General features: G+C 27.1%; 20 protein-coding genes, 1 other RNA gene and 1 pseudogene. 17 read left to right on the forward strand and 5 right to left on the reverse strand.

The features are described from left to right. The first annotated feature begins 66 nt into the window (after positions 1–66). Together dltC and ssrA are read left to right on the forward strand one after the other, a co-directional pair. A complete protein-coding gene (gene dltC / locus RGC78_RS08960) occupies positions 67–294 on the forward strand; it encodes a D-alanine--poly(phosphoribitol) ligase subunit DltC (RefSeq protein WP_309556511.1) in 228 nt (75 codons plus the stop codon). A gap of 191 nt (positions 295–485) precedes the next feature. Then, positions 486–817: a transfer-messenger RNA gene (gene ssrA / locus RGC78_RS08965) on the forward strand. A 329-nt stretch (positions 818–1146) separates the two neighbouring features. On the opposite strand, the gene RGC78_RS08970 is transcribed toward ssrA, so the two are convergent. Continuing rightward, complete coding sequence (locus RGC78_RS08970) at positions 1147–1557, reverse strand: LAGLIDADG family homing endonuclease (RefSeq protein ID WP_309556512.1); 411 nt, start codon at positions 1555–1557, stop codon at positions 1147–1149. Positions 1558–1794: 237 nt separating this feature from the next. Here RGC78_RS08970 and RGC78_RS08975 point away from each other — a divergent pair. Both RGC78_RS08975 and RGC78_RS08980 read left to right on the forward strand, forming a co-directional pair. Further along, positions 1795–2510: pseudogene (locus RGC78_RS08975) on the forward strand (CoA transferase subunit A). 12 nt (positions 2511–2522) lie between these two features. Continuing rightward, on the forward strand, positions 2523–3176 hold the full coding sequence (locus RGC78_RS08980; protein ID WP_035783750.1) for a 3-oxoacid CoA-transferase subunit B: 654 nt from the start codon (positions 2523–2525) through the stop codon (positions 3174–3176). Between the two features lie 333 nt (positions 3177–3509). On the opposite strand, the gene RGC78_RS08985 is transcribed toward RGC78_RS08980, so the two are convergent. Next, entirely contained in the window at positions 3510–4514 is a 1005-nt protein-coding gene (locus RGC78_RS08985; protein WP_309556513.1) for a Gfo/Idh/MocA family protein, read from the reverse strand. Positions 4515–4862: 348 nt separating this feature from the next. On the opposite strand from RGC78_RS08985, the gene fliB reads away from it, so the two are divergent. The 3 genes from fliB (at position 4863) to RGC78_RS09000 (ending at position 7922) form a co-directional block, all read left to right on the forward strand. After that, positions 4863–6074 (forward strand): flagellin lysine-N-methylase, encoded by a 1212-nt coding sequence (fliB, locus tag RGC78_RS08990; RefSeq protein WP_309556514.1) that lies wholly within the window; start codon positions 4863–4865, stop codon positions 6072–6074. A 156-nt stretch (positions 6075–6230) separates the two neighbouring features. Then, the gene (locus tag RGC78_RS08995) at positions 6231–6971 is read left to right on the forward strand and encodes a suppressor of fused domain protein (protein ID WP_017353472.1); all 741 of its coding nucleotides are present in this window, start codon (positions 6231–6233) and stop codon (positions 6969–6971) included. Between the two features lie 102 nt (positions 6972–7073). Then, positions 7074–7922 (forward strand): AraC family transcriptional regulator, encoded by an 849-nt coding sequence (locus tag RGC78_RS09000; RefSeq protein ID WP_017353471.1) that lies wholly within the window; start codon positions 7074–7076, stop codon positions 7920–7922. A 100-nt stretch (positions 7923–8022) separates the two neighbouring features. Here the strand turns inward: RGC78_RS09000 and RGC78_RS09005 are convergent, their stop codons facing one another. Continuing rightward, positions 8023–8571 carry a DUF6143 family protein gene (locus RGC78_RS09005; protein WP_012425687.1) on the reverse strand — a complete coding sequence of 183 codons (549 nt, stop codon included), beginning with the start codon at positions 8569–8571 and terminating at the stop codon, positions 8023–8025. A gap of 198 nt (positions 8572–8769) precedes the next feature. After that, positions 8770–9447 carry a Crp/Fnr family transcriptional regulator gene (locus tag RGC78_RS09010; protein ID WP_309556515.1) on the reverse strand — a complete coding sequence of 226 codons (678 nt, stop codon included), beginning with the start codon at positions 9445–9447 and terminating at the stop codon, positions 8770–8772. Positions 9448–9565: 118 nt separating this feature from the next. Between RGC78_RS09010 and RGC78_RS09015 the strand changes: the two genes are divergently transcribed. From RGC78_RS09015 to RGC78_RS09025, 3 genes are all read left to right on the forward strand, one after another. Then, entirely contained in the window at positions 9566–10759 is a 1194-nt protein-coding gene (locus tag RGC78_RS09015; protein ID WP_309556516.1) for an MFS transporter, read from the forward strand. A 207-nt stretch (positions 10760–10966) separates the two neighbouring features. Further along, positions 10967–11392: a flavodoxin gene (locus tag RGC78_RS09020; RefSeq protein WP_309556517.1), complete on the forward strand. Its 426-nt coding sequence runs from the start codon at positions 10967–10969 to the stop codon at positions 11390–11392. A 17-nt stretch (positions 11393–11409) separates the two neighbouring features. Beyond that, entirely contained in the window at positions 11410–12060 is a 651-nt protein-coding gene (locus tag RGC78_RS09025; RefSeq protein WP_224656025.1) for a DUF3793 family protein, read from the forward strand. Between the two features lie 179 nt (positions 12061–12239). Here the strand turns inward: RGC78_RS09025 and RGC78_RS09030 are convergent, their stop codons facing one another. Then, complete coding sequence (locus RGC78_RS09030; protein ID WP_252250298.1) at positions 12240–12743, reverse strand: transglycosylase SLT domain-containing protein; 504 nt, start codon at positions 12741–12743, stop codon at positions 12240–12242. 281 nt (positions 12744–13024) lie between these two features. On the opposite strand from RGC78_RS09030, the gene RGC78_RS09035 reads away from it, so the two are divergent. The 7 genes from RGC78_RS09035 (at position 13025) to nagA (ending at position 21192) form a co-directional block, all read left to right on the forward strand. Beyond that, positions 13025–13696: a hypothetical protein gene (locus tag RGC78_RS09035; RefSeq protein ID WP_309556518.1), complete on the forward strand. Its 672-nt coding sequence runs from the start codon at positions 13025–13027 to the stop codon at positions 13694–13696. Positions 13697–13889: 193 nt separating this feature from the next. Then, positions 13890–14792, forward strand: a complete 903-nt coding sequence (locus RGC78_RS09040) for a 3'-5' exoribonuclease YhaM family protein (protein ID WP_012423047.1) — start codon at positions 13890–13892, stop codon at positions 14790–14792. Positions 14793–15041: 249 nt separating this feature from the next. After that, positions 15042–15875 (forward strand): deoxyribonuclease IV, encoded by an 834-nt coding sequence (locus RGC78_RS09045; protein ID WP_017353464.1) that lies wholly within the window; start codon positions 15042–15044, stop codon positions 15873–15875. Positions 15876–16167: 292 nt separating this feature from the next. Continuing rightward, positions 16168–17385, forward strand: a complete 1218-nt coding sequence (locus tag RGC78_RS09050; protein ID WP_309556519.1) for an NAD(P)/FAD-dependent oxidoreductase — start codon at positions 16168–16170, stop codon at positions 17383–17385. Positions 17386–17769: 384 nt separating this feature from the next. After that, positions 17770–19008, forward strand: a complete 1239-nt coding sequence (locus RGC78_RS09055) for a L,D-transpeptidase family protein (protein WP_309556520.1) — start codon at positions 17770–17772, stop codon at positions 19006–19008. 289 nt (positions 19009–19297) lie between these two features. After that, complete coding sequence (locus tag RGC78_RS09060; protein WP_309556521.1) at positions 19298–20035, forward strand: GntR family transcriptional regulator; 738 nt, start codon at positions 19298–19300, stop codon at positions 20033–20035. Between the two features lie 23 nt (positions 20036–20058). Next, positions 20059–21192, forward strand: coding sequence for an N-acetylglucosamine-6-phosphate deacetylase (gene nagA, locus RGC78_RS09065; protein ID WP_309556522.1), 1134 nt, complete (start codon positions 20059–20061; stop codon positions 21190–21192). Position 21193 lies beyond the last annotated feature (1 nt).

Consider the following 21193-nt stretch of genomic DNA (forward strand, 5'->3'; position numbering starts at 1 on the left):
ATAAATTTTGAATGAATTCAAGATTATCATTTGCTATACTATATGTGAAAAGGATGTGTGTTAATTATGAAAGATAAAGTATTAGAAATGTTTATTGAAGTTACTGGAAATGATGAAATTGCAGAAGATTTAGATTTAGATCTTTTTGAAGCGGGATTATTAGATTCTTTAGCAATAATTGAAATGTTACTTCAAATAGAAGAAAAGCTAGGAATAAAATTACAACCTACAGATTTAGAAAGAGAAGATATGTCAACTGTAAATAGGTTAACTGAGTTCTTAGAAAGTAGATAAGGAATTTAAAAAGTTCTCTTTATAATTTTAAATTATAAAAAGAACTTTTTTTGTTTTTTTATATAGAATCTATTTTATGTAATTATTGTAGTAATATGATATTTGACATTATATTTTTTATAATATATAATTTAGGAACAAAGAAAAATTGAATAATGAAGTTTCAAACTTCGTTACTAACATGGGGGCGTTTTGGCTTCGACGGGGGTAAGAGGAGTTTGATAAGCGAGTCGAGGCAGCATGTCACCTCGTTAATCAAGTATGCAAAAAGATAAACGCAGAAGACAATTTTGCAATAGCAGCCTAATTTAGCGCTGTTCATCAGCCCGGGGTGCCCACGCTTCGGATCACTGGTGTCATTAAAGTGGGAAACGAAGTTTAGCAAAGCTTTGAGCTAGAGGGGTATTTATGAAGCTAGCAAGTATGTTGCCTGTCTGTAGGCGTTCATATGAGCGAATTTTAATATATAGACTACACTCGTAGAAAGTCAGATGCATCTACTTTCGGACAGGGGTTCGATTTGTAACAAAGTCGCATTAGGGAGTGATCCTTAAGTGAAAACTTGGCTTTATCGGTGAAACCGTAGCAAATAATGTTGCCGGCAATACCGAGAGGTATGTAAGGAAACTTAACAGCCTCGTATCGACTTATAGGTTCCTAAGGATATTATTTATTAATGTTACGGAATACTAGGATAGAAGATTAAAACTATACTATGCTTCTATAATACGCCAAGAGTCTTGTAGAGATTGTCCACAAGATTAAGATATAGTCAGCACCATTAGAGATAATGGACGCCGGTGACCCCTCGCCTCCACCATGAAAAACTGTACATTTATTTGTACAGTTTTTTTATTTTAGAGCCATAAATTCATTATAGAATTCCTTTTTAAGTTTCAATAATTCAGCAGAATATCTACCATTTCTAGGAGTAAGAGCTTTGTATTTCTCTAAGATTAATTGAGCTCTTCTTTTCTTTGAATTAATAAGTAAGTAAGGGTATATATCTTCTAAAAAATTAATTGCATCATTACGCCTAAGAATATAACTATAGCAATCTCTATGTTTATTAATATCATAATTTTTCTTCTTTTTAATGGCACCTTTACCAACTGTATCTTTTATCCAATTTAATAATTCTATTGTTGTTGATGCTATTGATATACAAGGTGAAGGATGCTCATTTGAATTTATTTTTTGAAGCATTATACTACCTTCACCATCTATTATTCCAGCAATATAAGCTTTTTCAGTTTCTAACATAAAATCACCTAAAACATTTATTATAATTTATTATGATTATTTGCATGTTTCTAAATATTTATACTGGTTTATATTAAAGAATTAAATCACATATACTTCTGATATTTGGATAAGGTTGGAATAAAATTATTAGATAAGAATAATAATAATCTAAGAATCGAATTTCTAAGATAGCAAGATTAGTTTCAAAACAAGTAGTCCATGTTAGATTATAAAACTTTGGAGGTGTATAGAGAAATGACAAAGATTAAGACAATACAAGAAGCAGTAGAAAATATTAAAGATGGAATGAAAATTATGACAGCAGGTTTTTAGGAATAGGTGCTCCGTTAAAGATGATAGATGCATTAGCAGAGACAAATGTTAAATATCTTACACTTATTCAAGCTGTATCAGCTCATCCAGGACAAACTCATGATGTTGGTAAGCTTGTAGCAAATAAACAAATAAAAAAGTTTATAGGTTCACATATTGGAACTTGTCCTGAAATACAAGAACAATACAATGCAGGTACATTAGAAGTGGAATTTATACCTATGGGAACTATAGTAGAATGTATAAGAGCTGGGGGGGCTGGACTTGGTGCAGTTATAACTCCAACTGGTCTTGGAACTGAAATTGAAAAGGGAAGAGATAAACTTACTATAGATGGCAAAGAATATTTAGTATTTCCAGCAATAAAGGCAGATGTTGCAATAATCAAGGGATATAAAGCTGATAAACTTGGTAACATCGTATATAGAGGAACAACTAAAGGAACAAATACAAGTATGGCACTTGCAGCTGATTTAGTTATAGCTGAAGTAGATGAAATTGTAGAAGTAGGTGAAATTTCACCTGATAGTGTTGGAACACCAGGAATATTGGTAGATATAATAGTTCAAGGCGACTCTTTTGAAGAGAGAACAAAATATTTTGAAGATTTATGGACAAGAACTAATAAAATGAAATAGGGGTGAGAAATGATGAATGGTAAAGAAATAATTGCAAGAAGAATCGCAAAAGAATTTAAAGAAGGAATGGTTGCGAATTTAGGATTTGGTATACCTAATATGGCTGCAAACTATTTGCCAGAAGGAATGGAAATAATACTACAATGTGAAAATGGTGCATTGAAGTTTGGTGCAACTCCAAGCATAGGTGAAGCTGATCCTGACTTAGCCAATTCTGGTGGAGCTCCAATTACTTTATTGCCAGGAGCATCAACATTTGAAATGGATCTATCTTTTGCAATAATAAGAGGTGGACATGTTGATATAACTGCACTAGGAGCTTTAGAGGTCGACGAAGAAGGAAATATTGCAAATTGGAAGATACCAGGGGTTTTTGCACCAGGTATGGGTGGCGCAATGGATCTTTTAGTAGGAGCAAAATATGTAATAGCTGCCTTAAGTCATAATGATAAAAAAGGGAATCCAAAGGTGCTAAAGAAATGCACATTACCTTTATCAGCTAAAAAATGCGTTAATCTTATAATTACTGACAAAGCGGTTATGAAGGTTACAGATAAAGGATTAGTATTAATGGAAGTGGCACCAGGTGTAACTGTTGATGAAGTAGTAAAGATTACTGATGCTGATTTATTAATAGCTGATGATGTTAAGGAAATGGAAATATAATATGCTTACAAAAATTTTAATGTTCAAGAGCAACTTTATGAAATAGTTCGAGGACACTAATAGTCATACCTCGCCTCAGCATAGAAGAAAAAAAACTGTACATTTATTTGTACAGTTTTTTATTTTATAGACATAAACTTATTATAAAATTCTTCTTTAAGTCTTAATAATTCATTAGAATATCTACCATTTATAGATGTAATAGCTTTAAATTTTTCTTTATCCAATTTAATTTATTTTAATAATAGTAATTTTATTACAATAATAAGAAAGATTTAGATTAAGGTAAATATAAAGTTAAAAAGAATTTTAGATACTATTTACCACAATAGATTATATATTATCTGCAGGAAAAACTATATCCAGCTTATTTCTTATTGAATCAATAGTACTAATAGTATCAAGTGTATTATCTAAAGTATTAAGAGATGAATAAGTAGCTTTGACATCACTAGAATTAATTAATTTAATAAATTCCTCAATTTCATAATACATATCATTATCATATTGATTTTCACTTAAATTTTCGATAGTTCCGTCATTGTACACTAATTTTACATTTTTGAATGTATTTATTTTGTCAATTATAATACTTCCTTTTTCACCTTGTATCTCTGAGGGGATATTAGAGTTTGCTATTTTAGAGTAAAGTATTACTGCATCCATATAACCATAATCAAGTATTGCACTTCCTTGCCCATCAACACCATTACTTAAAAATAATGTATTACATTTTATATTTTGTGGTTTTCCAAATAAATTTATCATGGGTGATAAACAATATATCCCTATATCCATAAGAGATCCATTAGATAATTCTTTTTTAAAAGCATTCAGTATAATGCCTTCTTTAAATTTATCATATCTAGATGAATATTGGCAGTAACTTGCAAAATATCTCCTAATTTCACCAATTTTATGAAGGTTATTTTTAACATTTATAAAGTTTGGAAGGCAAGTAAGTCTCATAGCTTCCATTATTACTACGTTATTTTTTTTAGCTGTATTTATAATATTTAAAGCTTGAACATAATTTGATGCAAATGCCTTCTCACATAAAACATGCTTTTTATTTTCAAGAAAAAGTATAGAATGATCGTGGTGAAGTGCATTTGGTGAAGCTATATACACAGCATCTAATTCTTTGTCTTTTGACATTTCATTTAATGAAGTTGATGCTTTATAAAAATTATACTTATTTTTAAATTTTTTAGCTGTATCCTCATTTCTTGAATAAAATGTGTGAAAGTTTAAATTCTTAAAATTAGAGGCAGCATCTAAAAAATTCTCAGCTATTGCACCACTACCTATTACACCTAAATTAATAATTTTTTTCATTGTTATACCTCCTAAAACTAATAAAAATAAATTTTTCAAGTTTAGCACTAGTCATATCTTTTGTTTTCTAATAATGTACACAAATTTTTAAAACTAATATTATTTTATTTAGTTTGTTTTATTGTATTTACTATTTTATATTAACACCATAAAGATAAATTTAAAAGTTACACTAGAAAGTTTTAAAAAGGATATAATATCAACTAGAGTTTTTTATTAAAAATTTAAATTACTTTTAAATATTTAATAATTTATAGTAAGTATTAAAGCGTAAATATTTATCATTATATGTGATGTTGATGATATAATTAGCTTTAGATAAAATATTAAAATGTAAGGAAGATAAACATGAAAAAGAGTGTAAAAATGATATATCCATCATATATAGAGAAGTTTCAGTGCATTGGAGGAAAATGTGAAGATAACTGTTGCATTGGATGGGATATAGATATTGATAAAGAAACATTTAAAAAATATCATAAAGTTAAAGATGAAACCATGAAGAAGATGTTCCAAAAAAATGTTCATAACAATAAATATTGTACTAATGAAAATTTAGATTATGGAAGAATTAAATTAAACAAAGTAAAAAGATGTCCGTTTTTAGATGATGATAATTATTGTTTGATTCAAGGAAAATTTGGTGAAGATTATCTTTCTAGTGTTTGTACTCAATTTCCTAGAGTGCTAAATAAAGTAGACGATCATTATGAAATATGCCTTGATTCAGCATGTCCAGAAGCATCAAGAATTATTCTTGGGAGTAAAGAAAAAATAGAATTCAAGGAAAGTGAGAGGAATTTAGGTAAGTATACTATGTCTGGTGTACTTAATACTAGATCATCAGAATTCAAAGATACACCTATAAAGTATTTTAAAGAAATACGAGATTTTTCAATAAAAATAGTACAAAATAGAAATTTAAATATAAGTTCTAGATTATATGTTCTTGGTGATTTTTTAAATGAGATAGAAGATCTAGAGAATGGTAAAATAAAGGAATTTATAAATAAATATGATATAGAAACTAAATCTAAGTATTATAAAAGAGAGCGTATGAATTATGCACTTCAAGTTTCATTTTTTAAAAATGTAGTTGATTCTTTAGATATAGTAAATGAAACTGATAGTGATAAATTTAAAAACTACACTAAAGAACTTTTAAAGGGATATAATATTAAAGATAATGATGGTGTAATTGAAAATGCAGAGGAATATATAAATGCATTTGAAAAATATACAGATATGTATATAGAAAACAACAGTTACATATTTGAAAATTATATGGTGAACTTTATATATAATAATTTATTCCCTTTTTCAGAAAGTGATTTTATGTTTGAAGGGTATATTATGCTTTTATTTAGATATTCATTAATGAGGTTTTATCTAGTTGGAAAATACATACATAATGGAAAAGATTCTATAGAAGATATGATAGAGTTTATCCAAGTATTTATAAAAGCAGTAGAGCACGATAAGAATTATAGAAGTGAGATTTTAGAGTATATCAAAGAAAATAACTTTGATAATATGGAATTTGCAAAAATGATTTTGTAATTTAAAATAAGTAGACTATAGAATGAGCTGTTGCATAATTAACTGATTAGTTGATTTGAGTAACAGCTCATTTTATATTTATTTTTAAATTATATATTAAATAGTATAATATATACAATTATGATTAATTTTAGACAAAAGAAAGCAGGTAAGAAAATGAAAAATATATTTAAAAAAATATTTGGTGGTAAATCAGAAGGGACTTCAGAAGATGGAACAAGTGTATATAGATATGATGAATCATTAAGTGATATGGATAATGTAGCGTTTACACCATATGTAGAAGAAATTAAAAAACATTTTGATAAAGTTTTTCCAGGAAGGCAATCGTCTACTTTTCATGAGTTGATTTCTGATACTATACATATTGATATAACAATTATGGAAGCAACTGAAGAACAGCCTTTTAAGATATTATTTACAACTGGAATGAGTAGCATGCCTATGACCCTTCCAGATGAAATACCGGAAGATCAAAGAGAATTATATTACAGGTCAGAGCTAATGATGTTTTTACCAGCAGATTGGGAGTTGACAGAGCAAAGCATAAAAAATGAGAACAATTACTGGCCTATTAGATTAATGAAACAAATGGCACGCTTTCCTCATGAATATAATACATGGCTTGCATATGGACATACTGTACCAAATTATGAAACATATGATTCATATTCAGAAAATACAGGACTAAATGGTGTTATATTTAATATGTTTAAAGAAGAAATCAGTGTAATAAATACAAACGATAGTAATAGAATTAATATATATTATGTGCTTCCTTTGTATAAGGAAGAAATTGAATATAAACTGCAAAATGGTATGGATGCACTTATGGATAAACTTGATTCCACTGATTGGATAATTCTAAATTCACAAAGAGAAAATACATGTAAATAAAAATATATAAGCAACAAATTTATAACCTATCATCGGATAGCATTTAAAGACAGGATAAATAAATATAAAACCTTTAATATAGAAATAGTAAGGAGTGAGTTTATGGATTGGCTTGATTCAATGAATAAGGCAGTTGAATATATAGAAGATAATATCACTGAAAAGCTTGATATTGAAAAGGTAGCTAAAATTGCATTATCATCCCCGTTTCACTTTCAGCGTATGTACCATGTGATAACAGGTGTAACAATAGCTGAATATGTACGGAGAAGAAGACTTACACTGGCAGCACAAGACATTATATCTGGTGAAAAAATTATTAATGTAGCTTATAAGTATGGATATGAAACACCAGAAGCATTCACAAAAGCTTTTAGAAGAATGTATGGAATGAGTCCATCAGCTGCACGTGAGCCAGAGGCAAATCTTAAGGCATATCCAAAACTATCCTTTCACATTTCAATAAAAGGAGATAAAGATATGAATTATAAAATCGTTGAGAAAGAGAGTTTTAGAGTAGTTGGTAAACAAACAAGAATAACTATGGTTGACGGAGAAAATTTTGAACAAGTACCTGAATTTTGGAACAATTGTATGAAAGATGGTTCATACAATTGGATTTGCTCAAAAGTAGGCAAGCTAGGGGTTCTAGGGATATGTAAAGATTTTGGCAAAGATGAATTTAATTATATGATAGGGGTTGAGGAAATCAAAGACTCTATTCCAAAAGGATATGTTTCAGCAACAATACCTGCTGCTACTTGGGCTATATTTGAATCATCTGGAGCGTTACCTGATGCTATACAAGATCTTACCAGAAGGATATTTACTGAATGGTTGCCATCTACGGGATATGAGCATGCTTGTGCACCAGAGCTAGAGATTTATCCTGAAGGTGATATATATTCTTCAGATTATAGATGTGAAATATGGATTCCAATTAAAAAGTAAATTAAAAGAGTCACACTTAATTTATACTAAAAAATCCACGACGGAAATATCGTGGATTTTAATACTTAAAATATTTATAGGTTAATAAAAAAATTTTATTTTAGCAATGGCAGCATGGATACTCGTATATTGTTTCTTCCCACCATCCGAAAGCAACTATTGCACTATCAAATTCAAGTGGAAGAAATCCTCCAAGATAAACTATAAGAGATTGTCCAGGTGAAATAATTATCTGTCCACCATCAATTACTAAAGTTGAATATGAAGAAACTATTCGACTAAATATATTTACACCATCTTGAGGTGGTTTGGTAACTGTAGTTAAATATTTAATTTTTCCTTCAGGAATTGGTTTTGGAATAATACCTAAGTTAGTACAGCTAACTGAATCACTAACCATACCTTTCTTTAGGGTAGCTCTAAGGTAAAATTCAGCTGATAAATTAAGAGTTGAAATATTTGTTACAGTTATAGCATTCACATAAATGTTTACTTTTGAACCAATAGGATTTACTAATGCAGCTAAAGCATGCTGATCTTCACCAATTAATTTTGGTGTCTGACCAATGAAGTACTCTCCCTTTTCTGATTGGTATAATGGATAAGGTACTGATACTTCCTTCCTAATTTTTTTATCAAAATAGTACATTTTAATCACCTACATAGAAAAAATTTTACTGGAATTTAATAGTTCCTATTTATATTATATTTACAATACATAAGACATGTGATGAATTAAATATAAAAAGTACTTCAATTAATGAAAAAGTTAAGGTTATACCTAAAACAACGGATTTTAGTAATAATAGTCAGGTATTTAATATAATCATAGATTATTCAAATGAATTTAATAAAAAACAAGTTCTTTCAGTTTTTTTTCATCTATAACTTTTACTTCTTTATAGCCTAAAGATACTAATCCATCCTTTTGAAATCTATTTAATATTTTGGTTACAGTAACTCTACAACATCCGATTAATTGAGCAATCTCTTCATGCGAATAATCAATAGTGTAGGAATTATCACATTTATTTTTCTTAAAATACACACCTAAACGTACTAATAATTCAGCGGTTTTTTTATCGGCTTCTAAAAAAGCCATGCTAGTAACTTGAATTGATAAATTCTGAATGGATAGTGACATAAGATGGAACATTTGAATCATTAATTCAGGATATTTTGTTAGATAAGGATAAAGATCACTTAGGCTTACAGCGATTAATTCCACATCTGTAGCAGCGCTACCAGAGGTCATTCTAGAACCATAGGCAAAATAAGATGATTCACCAAAAAGATTTCCTTTCCTTAAAATTTCAATAGTAAGTTCTGTACCTTGAGGAGATATTAAAAAAACTCGAACTCTTCCTGATTTAATTAAATAGAAATTTTCAGCTATATCGTCTTGGAAATATATTATTTCATTTTTACGATATTTTTTTAGTGTACCGGCATCTTCAAATACCTTATAAAATTCAGATGTTATATTTACAGTTGAACTGGGAAAAAATTTTAGTTTATTATTCATAAAACCACCATCTATAAAAAATATTTATTAAATAGATTGTAGCCTATACTACAATCTATTTTCAAGTATCTAGTTAAAATATTGTAAGGAAAAACGAATATAGGATGGGGATAACGTAATGGATAAAAAAGAAAAACTATGGACAAGTCATTTTATATTGGCATTATTTATTACAATAGGGGTAAACCTAGCTTGTAATTTATTATTATCAACAATATCAATTTATACAAAACAAATTACTAATGTTGATACCTATGCAGGCATGATGACAGGGGCATTTACATTAGCAGCATTATTTATTAGATTGCTTGCAGGAAAACTTTTAGACAAGGTTGGAAGAAGGAAAATATTAATATTAGGTGTAGCTATAACTGCACTGTCAACAATATCATATTTAGCTATAAATAATATACAAATGATTATATTATTAAGAATATTTCAGGGATTTGGATTCGGGATATCTTCTACTGCAGTAGCAACAATTGTTACAGATGTTACACCAAAATCAAGAATGCTTGAAGGAATAGGATATTCTGGAGTAGGAATAACTATAACTACAGCAATAGGACCATCAATTGCATTAGCTTTAGTTGGTAAGAGCTATGAAAACTTTAGATTATTATTTATTACAACAACAGTTGTAGCTATTATAACAATTTTGATATCTTTAAAATTATCATATAGTGAAAATACTACAAAAACTCAATTAAATGAAGAGAATAATAAAGATAATGCTGAAGAAAAAGTAAATGAAAGAAATATGCTTGTACCTGCAATCATATTATTTTTAGCAGCAGTTGCAGAAAGTACTATTTTGGCATTTACAGCTTTATATGGAATAGAGTTAGGCTTTAGTAATATTGGATTATTTTTCACAATAAATGCTTTAGGTATATTAGCATCAAGATTGTTTATAAATCAAATAGTAAGTAAATTCGGAACAAATGCAGTATTATCATATGGATTAATAATTTTTTCAGTATCTATATTTGGAATGTCAATAGTTAAAACAATGCCTCAATTAATAATATTTGGATTTTTATGTGGAATTATGATGGGATCATTATTACCAATAATTAATCTTATGATATTAGATTCAGTAAGTGAAAATAAAAAAGGAATGGCTAATGCTATTTATTATGCACTATTAGATGGTGGCTATGGAGTTGGCTCAATAATTTGGGGTGAAGTAGTTATGGATTATGGATATAGAAGTATTTATGCATATGCAGGAGTTACGCTAATAATAGGGGTTGTTATATTTACAATTTACTTAATGAAAAGTAGAAAATTGGTATTAAATAAGATATAATAACTGAAAGTTCAGTAGTAATATAAATAATGCTTTTTAGACCTTGGTAATTAAAAAGAATTACCAAGGTCTTTTTATATAAATTAATATATTTTAGTTATATAGTTTTTATTAAAAATACTCTTGACAACATTATTTAAGTAGAATATTATAATAATATAATGAAATTGATAATTGTTCTCAACAAGGGAACAAAGAGGAGGATTTATGAAAATAATTTATTGGAGTGGTACAGGTAATACAGAGGCTATGGCAAATTTAATAGCAAAAGGAATTGAAGACTCAGAAGTTAAAACTGAACTGATAAATATTTCTAATGCTAATGTAGATAGTTTAAAGGATGAAAACATAGTAGTTTTAGGATGTCCTTCTATGGGCGATGAAGAACTTGAAGGAGGAGAATTTTTACCATTATTAGAGAATGTTCAAGATGATTTAAAAAATAAAAAAGTTATATTGTTTGGATCTTATGGATGGGGTGATGGACAGTGGATGAGAAGCTGGGAAGAAGAAATGACAGCTTCAGGAGTTAATGTGGCTTTAGAACCACTAATTGTAAATTATGCACCGGAAGGTGAAAGTGAAGAACAATGCATTCAATACGGAAGAGAAATAGCTAAATTAAGTAATTAATTAATGGAGGAGTAATGATGGGAGAAAAAATTAGTACTTTTTATAACTTATTAAATGGTATGGAGGGAAAAGAATATATTGAAACTTTTATATCTTATAATGTTGCATTAATAAGTGCTAGATTGAAGCCATCAATTACACTGAATTTAAGTAAATATGATAATAAGGATATATTTTACTTATGGAATATGTATGGAAAAGATTATTTGAGAAAATTAAACTTAGGTTATATTTCATTGAGAGATAGCGATAAGTCTTTAATAGTATTAATTTATGATAAAGAGCTATTAGAAAAATATATCAATAAGAAGGATAATTTAAAATTTCTTAATTGTGTAGGATATGATAGAGAGCTATCAGTAGAAGATGCGTTGAATACATTAAAAGATAGATATGAAGTATATAATTGTCCTCATGAATTAGGAATATTTTTAGGATATCCTTTAGAAGATGTTAAAGATTTTATGGAGTGTTCAGAGAAAAAATGTTTAACTTGTGGATATTGGAAAGTATATAATAGTGAAAATAAGGCCAAAACTATTTTCACACTATTTGATAGAGTTAAGGATTTTACTGTGACCAATATAATAGAGGGAAACAGAGCAAATAGTTTATCCCTTACATTAAAAGATAATTTTCAAAAAAACCATAAAATAATATTTGATTAAATAATAATAAAATAGTGAATTAATATTAGTTGAGAAGTTAAAGTGAAGAGTTAAGGAAAAAATTCCTTAACTCTTCACTTTAACTTTTGCACTCTCAACTAAAAAACGTGACATAAAGCCACGTTTTTTTATGTAAAGATAATATTCAATATAGTTATTTAGTATTAGGGTAGAGGAATTTAAAATTTAAGTTCTGGATATAATATTTTGTATATTTTAGAGCGTTGTTCTATTTTTTTACCATAGTATTGTTTAGCATATTCAATTATTTTTGATTCAACTTTTTCGTCATTACGCAAAACCCATTTTCCCATCATATCATTTAAATTTGAATCACCACCATTATGAGAAATATACCATGTACCAATTTGTATATTTACATCATCTGATGCAATGTCTTTAGGATCTGTAATATTTAACCCAATTTCTTTAGACATTTTTATACCTTCAGTATCTTTTATATTCATTAAACCAACTCTATGTCCTTCTTTATAAGGAGTTGATTTAAAACCAGTTTCAAAATGTATTACAGCAGCTATCACTTCTGGTTTTACATTGTATTCTTTAGAGTATTTTTGTATATTATCTTTATTATTTAATGGATACAATACAGATCTTGCACAAACTCCAGTTCCAATTAATAATGCTCCAACTATGCCTAATGTTATAAATATCTTTTTCAAAATTAACGCCTCCAATTGTATTGATTTTATTGAATATTTATTTGTTATTTGTAAGGTATGAGCTAATTTTAAATCAAATAGTTATATTTTAGTATTCATTTATGTGACTGTAATATTTCAATTTTGTAAGGTTTGTTTTATAGAGTTTTAAAATTGTTATTCATATATAATTAATTCTATATAAACAGAACAATTATAACATATTTTGTAAATTAAAAAGGGTATTTAATGTTATTATATATAATAAGAGATTTAGAATCTTAAGATGGGGGTATTAGGTATTGTCAAAAAATATATTTAATTTAAAAAAGAATTGCTTTGATTTTATATTGTTTTTTACTATGAGTATAATTATTTTTCAATTTACAGCTTGCAACATATTAAATCAAAAACATTTAAATGGAATTGCTAAAGAAATGGAAGATAAACAGATGGCCCTTTTTACAGAATTAGCATATGCTTCAAAAGATAGAGTTATTTTTTATGGAACTATTGGTTTAATTGTATATGATGTTTCTAATAAGCAAATTTATAGAGCTATAAACTTAAAGAATATTAATATGAACTATATTCAAGGTGATGAAGTTACTATTTTTAAAGTAAAAGAAGACGGAAGTGAGATACTAATTTATAATGATTCTGATCATGATAATGCTTATTTATATAATATTGAAAATGATAAATTAAGTAAAAGTAATATTAGTAATTTTAATGATGAGTATAAAGGACCACATTATTTTGAAGATGAATATAATAAAATAAATTATTATAACGATGAATGTATTAAAAAATATGGAGATATGGAGTTACTAGATTGTGCATATATAGATAAAAATAATATGTGTTATTTAATATATCCTAGTGAGAATAATGGATCTAGAGGCTTATCAAATCTTAAGATCCTTATAGTCAATAATGAAACTAATGAGGACAAGGTCTATGAAATCTTTTAATGTACAGGTTTTTAAATTAGTATTAGTTTAGATTAAAAATTAGATAGAGGAGCTAGCAATACTTATTATTATTTATAAATTTTCAATATAATTGTGGTACAATATACTAATTATTTGATTTATAACAAATAATTATAATTTGTATATTTTTACACATAATATTTTTATAAATAAATTTAAGATGGAGGACTTTATGAGCGATAAAGATAAGTTTTTATGCGATTTAAAAGATGAGGAAACTATAGAAATAAATTTAATGGTTATGAGGATAATTTTTAAGGATCCTAATAAGACTGTATGTATACTTGCAGATAAGACAGGAGAAAGCAAATCAAATATAGCTAGTAAAAAACAAGATATTAAGGAAGGTATGGTGCTAAAGGTACATGGAACAAAGGGCGTAAATTTAGATATTAGAAGATATGAATTTATTTCAGAGTACAATTTAGAAGATTATCTACCAACAGTAAAGAGACCAATTGAAGATATAATGAATGAAATTGAAGAATATACAAATAAGTACATAATATCTAAAGAAGGAAAAGCACTAAACGATTATTTTTTTAAAGATGAAGAGTTTTTAAATAAATTTAAACGAGGAATTGGTGGTGTTTCTATGCATCATAATTATATAGGTGGACTTGCAGAACATACATTAAATGTCATGTATTTAACTGCAATGCTTTGCGAAAGATATGATTGTAGAAGAAATGAAATAGCAGTACTTTCTGCTAAACTTCATGATATTGGAAAGATATATGAACTTTACTATGATGGGCCTTTTAAATATACACTGCAAGGTGAAATGGAGGGACATATTGTAATTGGGGTTCAAATGATAGATCAAGCTATTCGTGAAACTTCCTTTCCTTATAGTGACGATTTTGTAAACAGAATAAAAGGATGTGTTACTCAACATCACGGTAAACTTGAATATGGATCTCCTAGAGATATGAAGATGGAAGAATCTTTTATAGTAAATTATGCTGATACTATAGATGCTACAATGAATAAAATTAATCAATTAAAAGATAAGACTAAAAGTGGCACATGGTCAGAATATGATAGAAGAATTGATACTAAGCTTTATTTATAGACATATAGTGGAGTTTATGAAATAATAACTGAAACTTTAGATGAGATAGCAAAAGGATAATAATTATTATATAGAAATAATAATTTATTAGCGGTATAATAAGATAAATAAGATATGTTTTAAATATATTCTGATATATGCAATAAACAAAGAGTCAAATATTCTTTCTAGTTTTACTTAAGCATATATCGATATAATATTAAAATATAACTAATAAATAAACTGCTAGTTAAATATGGAGGATATAATATGTTAAATATAGGATGCCATTTATCTTCATCAAAGGGATTTAAAAATATGGGTGAAAATGCTTTGAAAATTGGAGCAAATACTTTTCAGTTCTTTACTCGTAATCCAAGGGGAAGCAAGGCAAAAGATATAGATGAAAATGATGTTAAAGAGTTTTTAGAATTAGCAAAGGAAAATAATTTTTGTAAGATATTAGCTCATGCACCATATACATTAAATGCATGTTCAGCTGATGAAAGAAATAGAGAATTTGCAATAGAAATAATGGCAGATGACTTAAAAAGAATGGAGTATCTACCTAATAATTTATATAATTTTCATCCAGGCAGTCATGTTAAGCAAGGAACAGAAGTTGGTATAGAGTATATTTCAAGTGCTTTAAATTCTATTTTAAAAAAGGATCAAACAACTAAAGTTCTTTTAGAAACTATGTCAGGAAAGGGAACTGAAGTAGGTAGAAATTTTGAAGAAATAGCTGAAATTATAAAACGTGTTGAATTAAAAGAACATGTAGGAGTGTGCTTAGATACATGTCATATTCATGATGCAGGATATGATATAGTAAATGAGTTAGATAAGGTTTTAGAGGAATTTAATAGTATAATAGGATTAGATAAATTATATGCTATCCATTTAAATGACAGCAAAAATCCATTTGAAAGTCATAAGGATAGACATGAAACTATAGGAAATGGGTATATAGGATTAGAAGCTGTAACAAATATTATTAATCATCCTAAATTGTGTCATTTACCATTTTTCCTTGAGACACCTAATGAGCTTGAGGGATATAAGAATGAAATAGAACTATTAAAAAGTGCATATAAGAAATAATTTTAAAGGGATTCTGATTAGAATCTCTTTTTATTTTTAGGAATTTATATTCTTAAAGAATATGAAGACAACTTATAGAATGTTGTATTTTTAAGAGATTATGAGAATCACTAAAAAATAACCAATAAAGTTTGATATAGTAATGTTTAAAAGTATACTAAAAGTTTTCTAGGAAATAATACTTTTATCAGATGATTATTAAATATATGTATAATTTTACTGAGTCTGCTATTAAGTTAAATTTCATCTGAAACAAATATTTTGATTAAAGAATATATTGGAGGGTCTAAACATGGATTTACAATTTGTTAAGGGTGATTCTTTATTTGCTAAAATAAATAAAATTATTAAGCAATATAATTATTTAACAGAAGATGTAGAAACAGATGTAATTATTGTTGGAGGGGGAGTTACAGGAAGTATTTTAGGATATTATTTTAGTAAAAATAATATAAATTCGGTGATTCTAGAAAAAAATATAATTGGGTATGGAAGCACAGGAATTACGACAGCGTTATTACAATATGAATTAGATGGAACAGTTAGAGAATTGGAACAGTATACTACTACTCAAAATGTAATACAATCCTATAAATTGGGAATAAAAGCATTGAATGAAATTGAAGAATTTATAAAACAATACGATAATAAATGTAATTATAAAAAAAGGGATACTTTATTTTATACAGCTAAATCTAGTGATATAGCACAGATAAAAGAAGAATATAAAATAAGAAAAGAAAATGGATTCGATGTTGAATTTATCGAAGAGAAAAATAATCCGTTTTCGTTTGATTTAAAAGCCGGATTATATTCTAAAAATGGCGGGGCAGAAATAGATCCTTATAAGTTTACACATCAACTGATAGATGTATCTACTAAAAAAGGGTTAAGAGTATATGAAAATACAGAGGCTGTAAAAGTACTCTATAATGATGATGGAGTAGAAGTAGTAACGAAGTATGATTTTAAAGTTAGAGGTAAGATAGTAATAGTTGCTACAGGTTATCACACAGACCTATTTACAAGTAGAAATTTTGGTGTAACTACAACAGCATTTAATATAGCAACAAAACCTTTAGATAATTTTGATGGATATTATAATAAAGTTTTAATTAGAGATAATAAGGAACCATATAATTACTTAAGAACAACTAGTGATAATAGAATTATAATTGGTGGAGAAGATATAAATTTTATTCCCGATATTTATAATAAAAAGCAAGTTAGTGAAAAGTACTCTATATTAGAACAAAGATTAAAATCAATGTTTCCTAATATAAAGAATATTGATATAGAATATAAATATTGTGGAGCTTTTACTTCAACTCAAGATAATTTAGGGTTTATAGGAAAAGATCCTAAGAATAAAAAATTATGGTTCAATCTTGGATATGGAGCTAATGGAATACTTTTTGCGATACTAGGTGGAATCATGTTAAATAAGCTTTATTTAGGTGAAATTGATGAAAATTTAAAGCTTTTTAGAGTTGATAGATTTGACAATTAACATAAGAGTTATTGTTATTTAAGAATAAGCTATATAATGAAATTCAATTCATTATATAGCTTATTATAATTTAATAATAATTATATTTTAACTTAAGACAGAAGTAAGATATATTGTTGATGATTTTTATAATTATATATTATAGTTGGAAATAATATGTAAAAAGGCTCTATCTAGAAACCTTATTTTATGTAATGTAATTATTTAAAAAAATTTCTTTTTAAATAATTATTGCCACAAAACTTTACAAATGGAAAAAAATGTATAATAATAAATATAAAATTATAATTTTTAAATAAGTTGTAGCTTTATTTAATAAAGATAAACACTACGATAAAAAATATTGTTTAATTTAATATAAGAGTTTTAGGGGGGATTATTTTTATGGAGAAAGAAATTAATAATTATAATAAGTTTATAAGTAAATGCTTAGCCACTTTTTTGAGTATGATTTTAGCATTAAGTATAATCTTTATTAATACTACAAATGCTTATGCAAAAACTTTAAGTTCTACATCAAGTGATGAATATGTATTAAAATTAATAAAAAGAGGTGGAACTATTGAAGAAATTAAAGGAAAAGATATAAATTTAAAAGTCAATTCTACAGATTCCATATCAATTTCTTATGATGAACAATTGTTGAGGCAATGTATAGATAACTTATCTTGTTTAAATCCAACTAATGTAACTGAACCTAAAAGTTCAAAGTTAGAATATAGAAATTATTCTTATATAATTACATCAGAAGTTATAGGAAGTAAATTAAATAAAGAAAAATTATATACTAATGTAGTTATGGCTATAAAGAACCAAGATATTGAATTGAATTTAGAAACATTGGATTGTTATGAACATCCACAATATACATCTAATTCACCCGAGGTAATTTATGCAGCAAATACTATTAACAAGTATTTATCAGCTAATATAACTTATAGTTATGGTGGAATGGTACAAGTTGTAGATAAATATAAAGTAATAGATTGGATTTCAATAGAGCCTAATTTATCAATAATATTAGATGAATCTAAAGTTAGAAACTTTGTAGAAGGATTAGCCAGTTCTTATAGAAGTTCATTAGGAACTTCTATAAAAGTTAATGGTGGATATTCAGGAAATAATCATGGATGGGCAATCAATGTTGATGAAGAAACTAGAACATTAATAAGCCTTATAAAAAATGGACAAACATTAACAACTTACCCATCATATTATCAAACATCAGCAGCAAGTTATTTTAATAATGTATCAGATACTTTTGTTGAGATAGATATGACTAATCAACATTTATGGTTTTATAAAAATGGATATCTTGTTGTGCAAAGTGATATTGTTACAGGAAATATGAGTGCGGGATATGCAACACCAAGTGGTACTTATAAATTATATTACAAACAAAAAGATACTGTATTAAGAGGTCCAGGATATGCATCACCGGTAAATTTTTGGATGCCTTTCAATGGTGGAATAGGACTTCATGATGCTAATTGGAGATCAGAGTTTGGTGGAGAAATTTATAAAAATGGTGGTTCTCATGGATGCATAAACTTGCCATATAGTACAGCTAAATCTATTTATGATAATATAACACCCAAAACTACAATTATTTGTTATTATTAAATATAGTATAGAAAGTCTAATGTAGAATAAAACTACATTAGGCTTTTTTGTGTATCCTATATTTTAAATATATAGATTGATATATGTACAAGTAAAATGGATGAAGCAGTCAGAATTAGGAATACTAAAAAGAGTATGAGATCATTTAACTAGCACATATGTTAATATTTTAATAAGATAATAAATTTTTTTATAAAAATAATTGACATTGAAAACGATATGGCATATTATATTGGTATAGACCAATTGGTATATACCAATATAATATGCCAAGATGGGGGAGATAAAATTGAAAATAGTAGACAAAAATTTAAACATACCATTACATACTCAATTATCTTTGATAATTAGAGATATGATAAAAAGTGGTGAATTAAAGGAAGGTAACTATTTAATGCCAGAAAGAGAAATTTGCAAGATTCAAAACGTTAGTAGAATGACGGTTAATAAAGCAATACTAAATCTTGTATCTGAAGGTTTATTAGATAGAAAACAGGGAAAAGGAACATTTGTTGCTTATGAAAAGAAAAAACATAAATTCCAAAAGTTACTGGGATTTACTGAAGTAATGAATGAAAAGGGATTTACAGTAAAAAGCAAATTATTAAAATTTGAATTAGATTTTCAAAATAAAAGTATAAGAAAAAAACTAAATGTGGAAGATAAAGATACTCTCATATATAGGATTGAAAGAATAAGATATATAGATGATGATCCATTTGCATTAGAAATTGTATATACATCAAAAGACATGTGTCAAGACTTAAATGAGGAATTAGTAAAAGAAAATTCTTTATATACATTGTATAGAGAAAGATATAATCATAAAACCAAAAGAGCAGAACAAGTAATAAGTCCAATAATGATAAATGAGTTTACTGCAGATTTATTAAATCAAGAAAATCATACGTTAGCACTTAAAATAGATAGATTAGTATATACAGATAAAGAAGAAATAATGGAATATACGAGTTCAATATTTATGACAGGCAAGCATGAATATGAAATAGTATTACATGAAAACTAAAAAATTGATAGGAAGGGTTTAATATGAAAGCAATAATAAATGGAATAATTGTAACTAAGAGTGGGATTTTAGGAAATAAGGTTCTTTTGTTTGATAAAAAAATAATTAGTATATGTGAGGAAATACCAGAAAATTGTGAGATTATTGATGCAAAGCAAAAAATAGTAACACCTGGTCTTATAGATATACATGTACATGGTAGCTGTAATTTTGACACTATGGATAATTCAATAGAAGCAATAGAAGCTATAAGTAGTGGAATTTGTAAAAATGGTGTCACTTCATTTTTACCAACAACAATGACAATGACTAAAGAAAATATTTATAGTTCTTTAAATATAATAAAAAAATGTATGAAAAAAGACTTTAATGGTGCAAAAGTTATTGGGGCTCATATGGAAGGGCCATTTATAAATCCAATTTATAAAGGTGCACAAGATTCTAAACATATATTAAAACCAAATTTTCAATTTATAAAAGACTACACTGATGTTATAAAACTAATTTCATATTCACCTGAACTAGATGATGATTATGAATTTACAAAAGAAGTTAAAGAAAATACTAAGATTACATTATCAATTTGTCATAGTAATGCTTCATATAAGCAATGTATGGAAGCAATAAGTTTAGGAGTTACTAATATAACTCATTTATTTAATGCTATGAGTCCATTAAATCACAGGGAACCAGGGGTAGTTGGTGCAGCTCTTATGAGTAATGCTTATTGCGAAATAATAGCAGACAAGATACATGTAGATAAAAGCTTATTTCAATTTATATTAAATAATAAAGGTAATGAAAAAGTAATTCTTATAACTGATTGTATGAGAGCTGGATGTATGAAAGATGGTAAATATGAGCTAGGTGGACAAGATGTTTATGTTAAGGATGGTGCTGCAAGGCTAATTAATGGAACTTTAGCAGGAAGCATTCTAACTTTAAATAAAGCAGTTTATAATTTTTTTGAAAATACTAACTTAGAACTTAATGAAGTTATAAATATGGCTTCATTAAATCCAGCGAAATCTATAGGAATAGATGATAAAAAAGGAAGTTTAGATATTGGAAAAGATGCAGATATATGTATTTTTGATGATGAAATGAATTGTTATTTTTTAGTATCAGAAGGAAGAGTTATTTTTAATTCTTTATAAA

The sequence above is a fragment of the Clostridium aquiflavi genome (assembly GCF_031344075.1).
Taxonomy (GTDB): domain Bacteria; phylum Bacillota; class Clostridia; order Clostridiales; family Clostridiaceae; genus Clostridium; species Clostridium aquiflavi.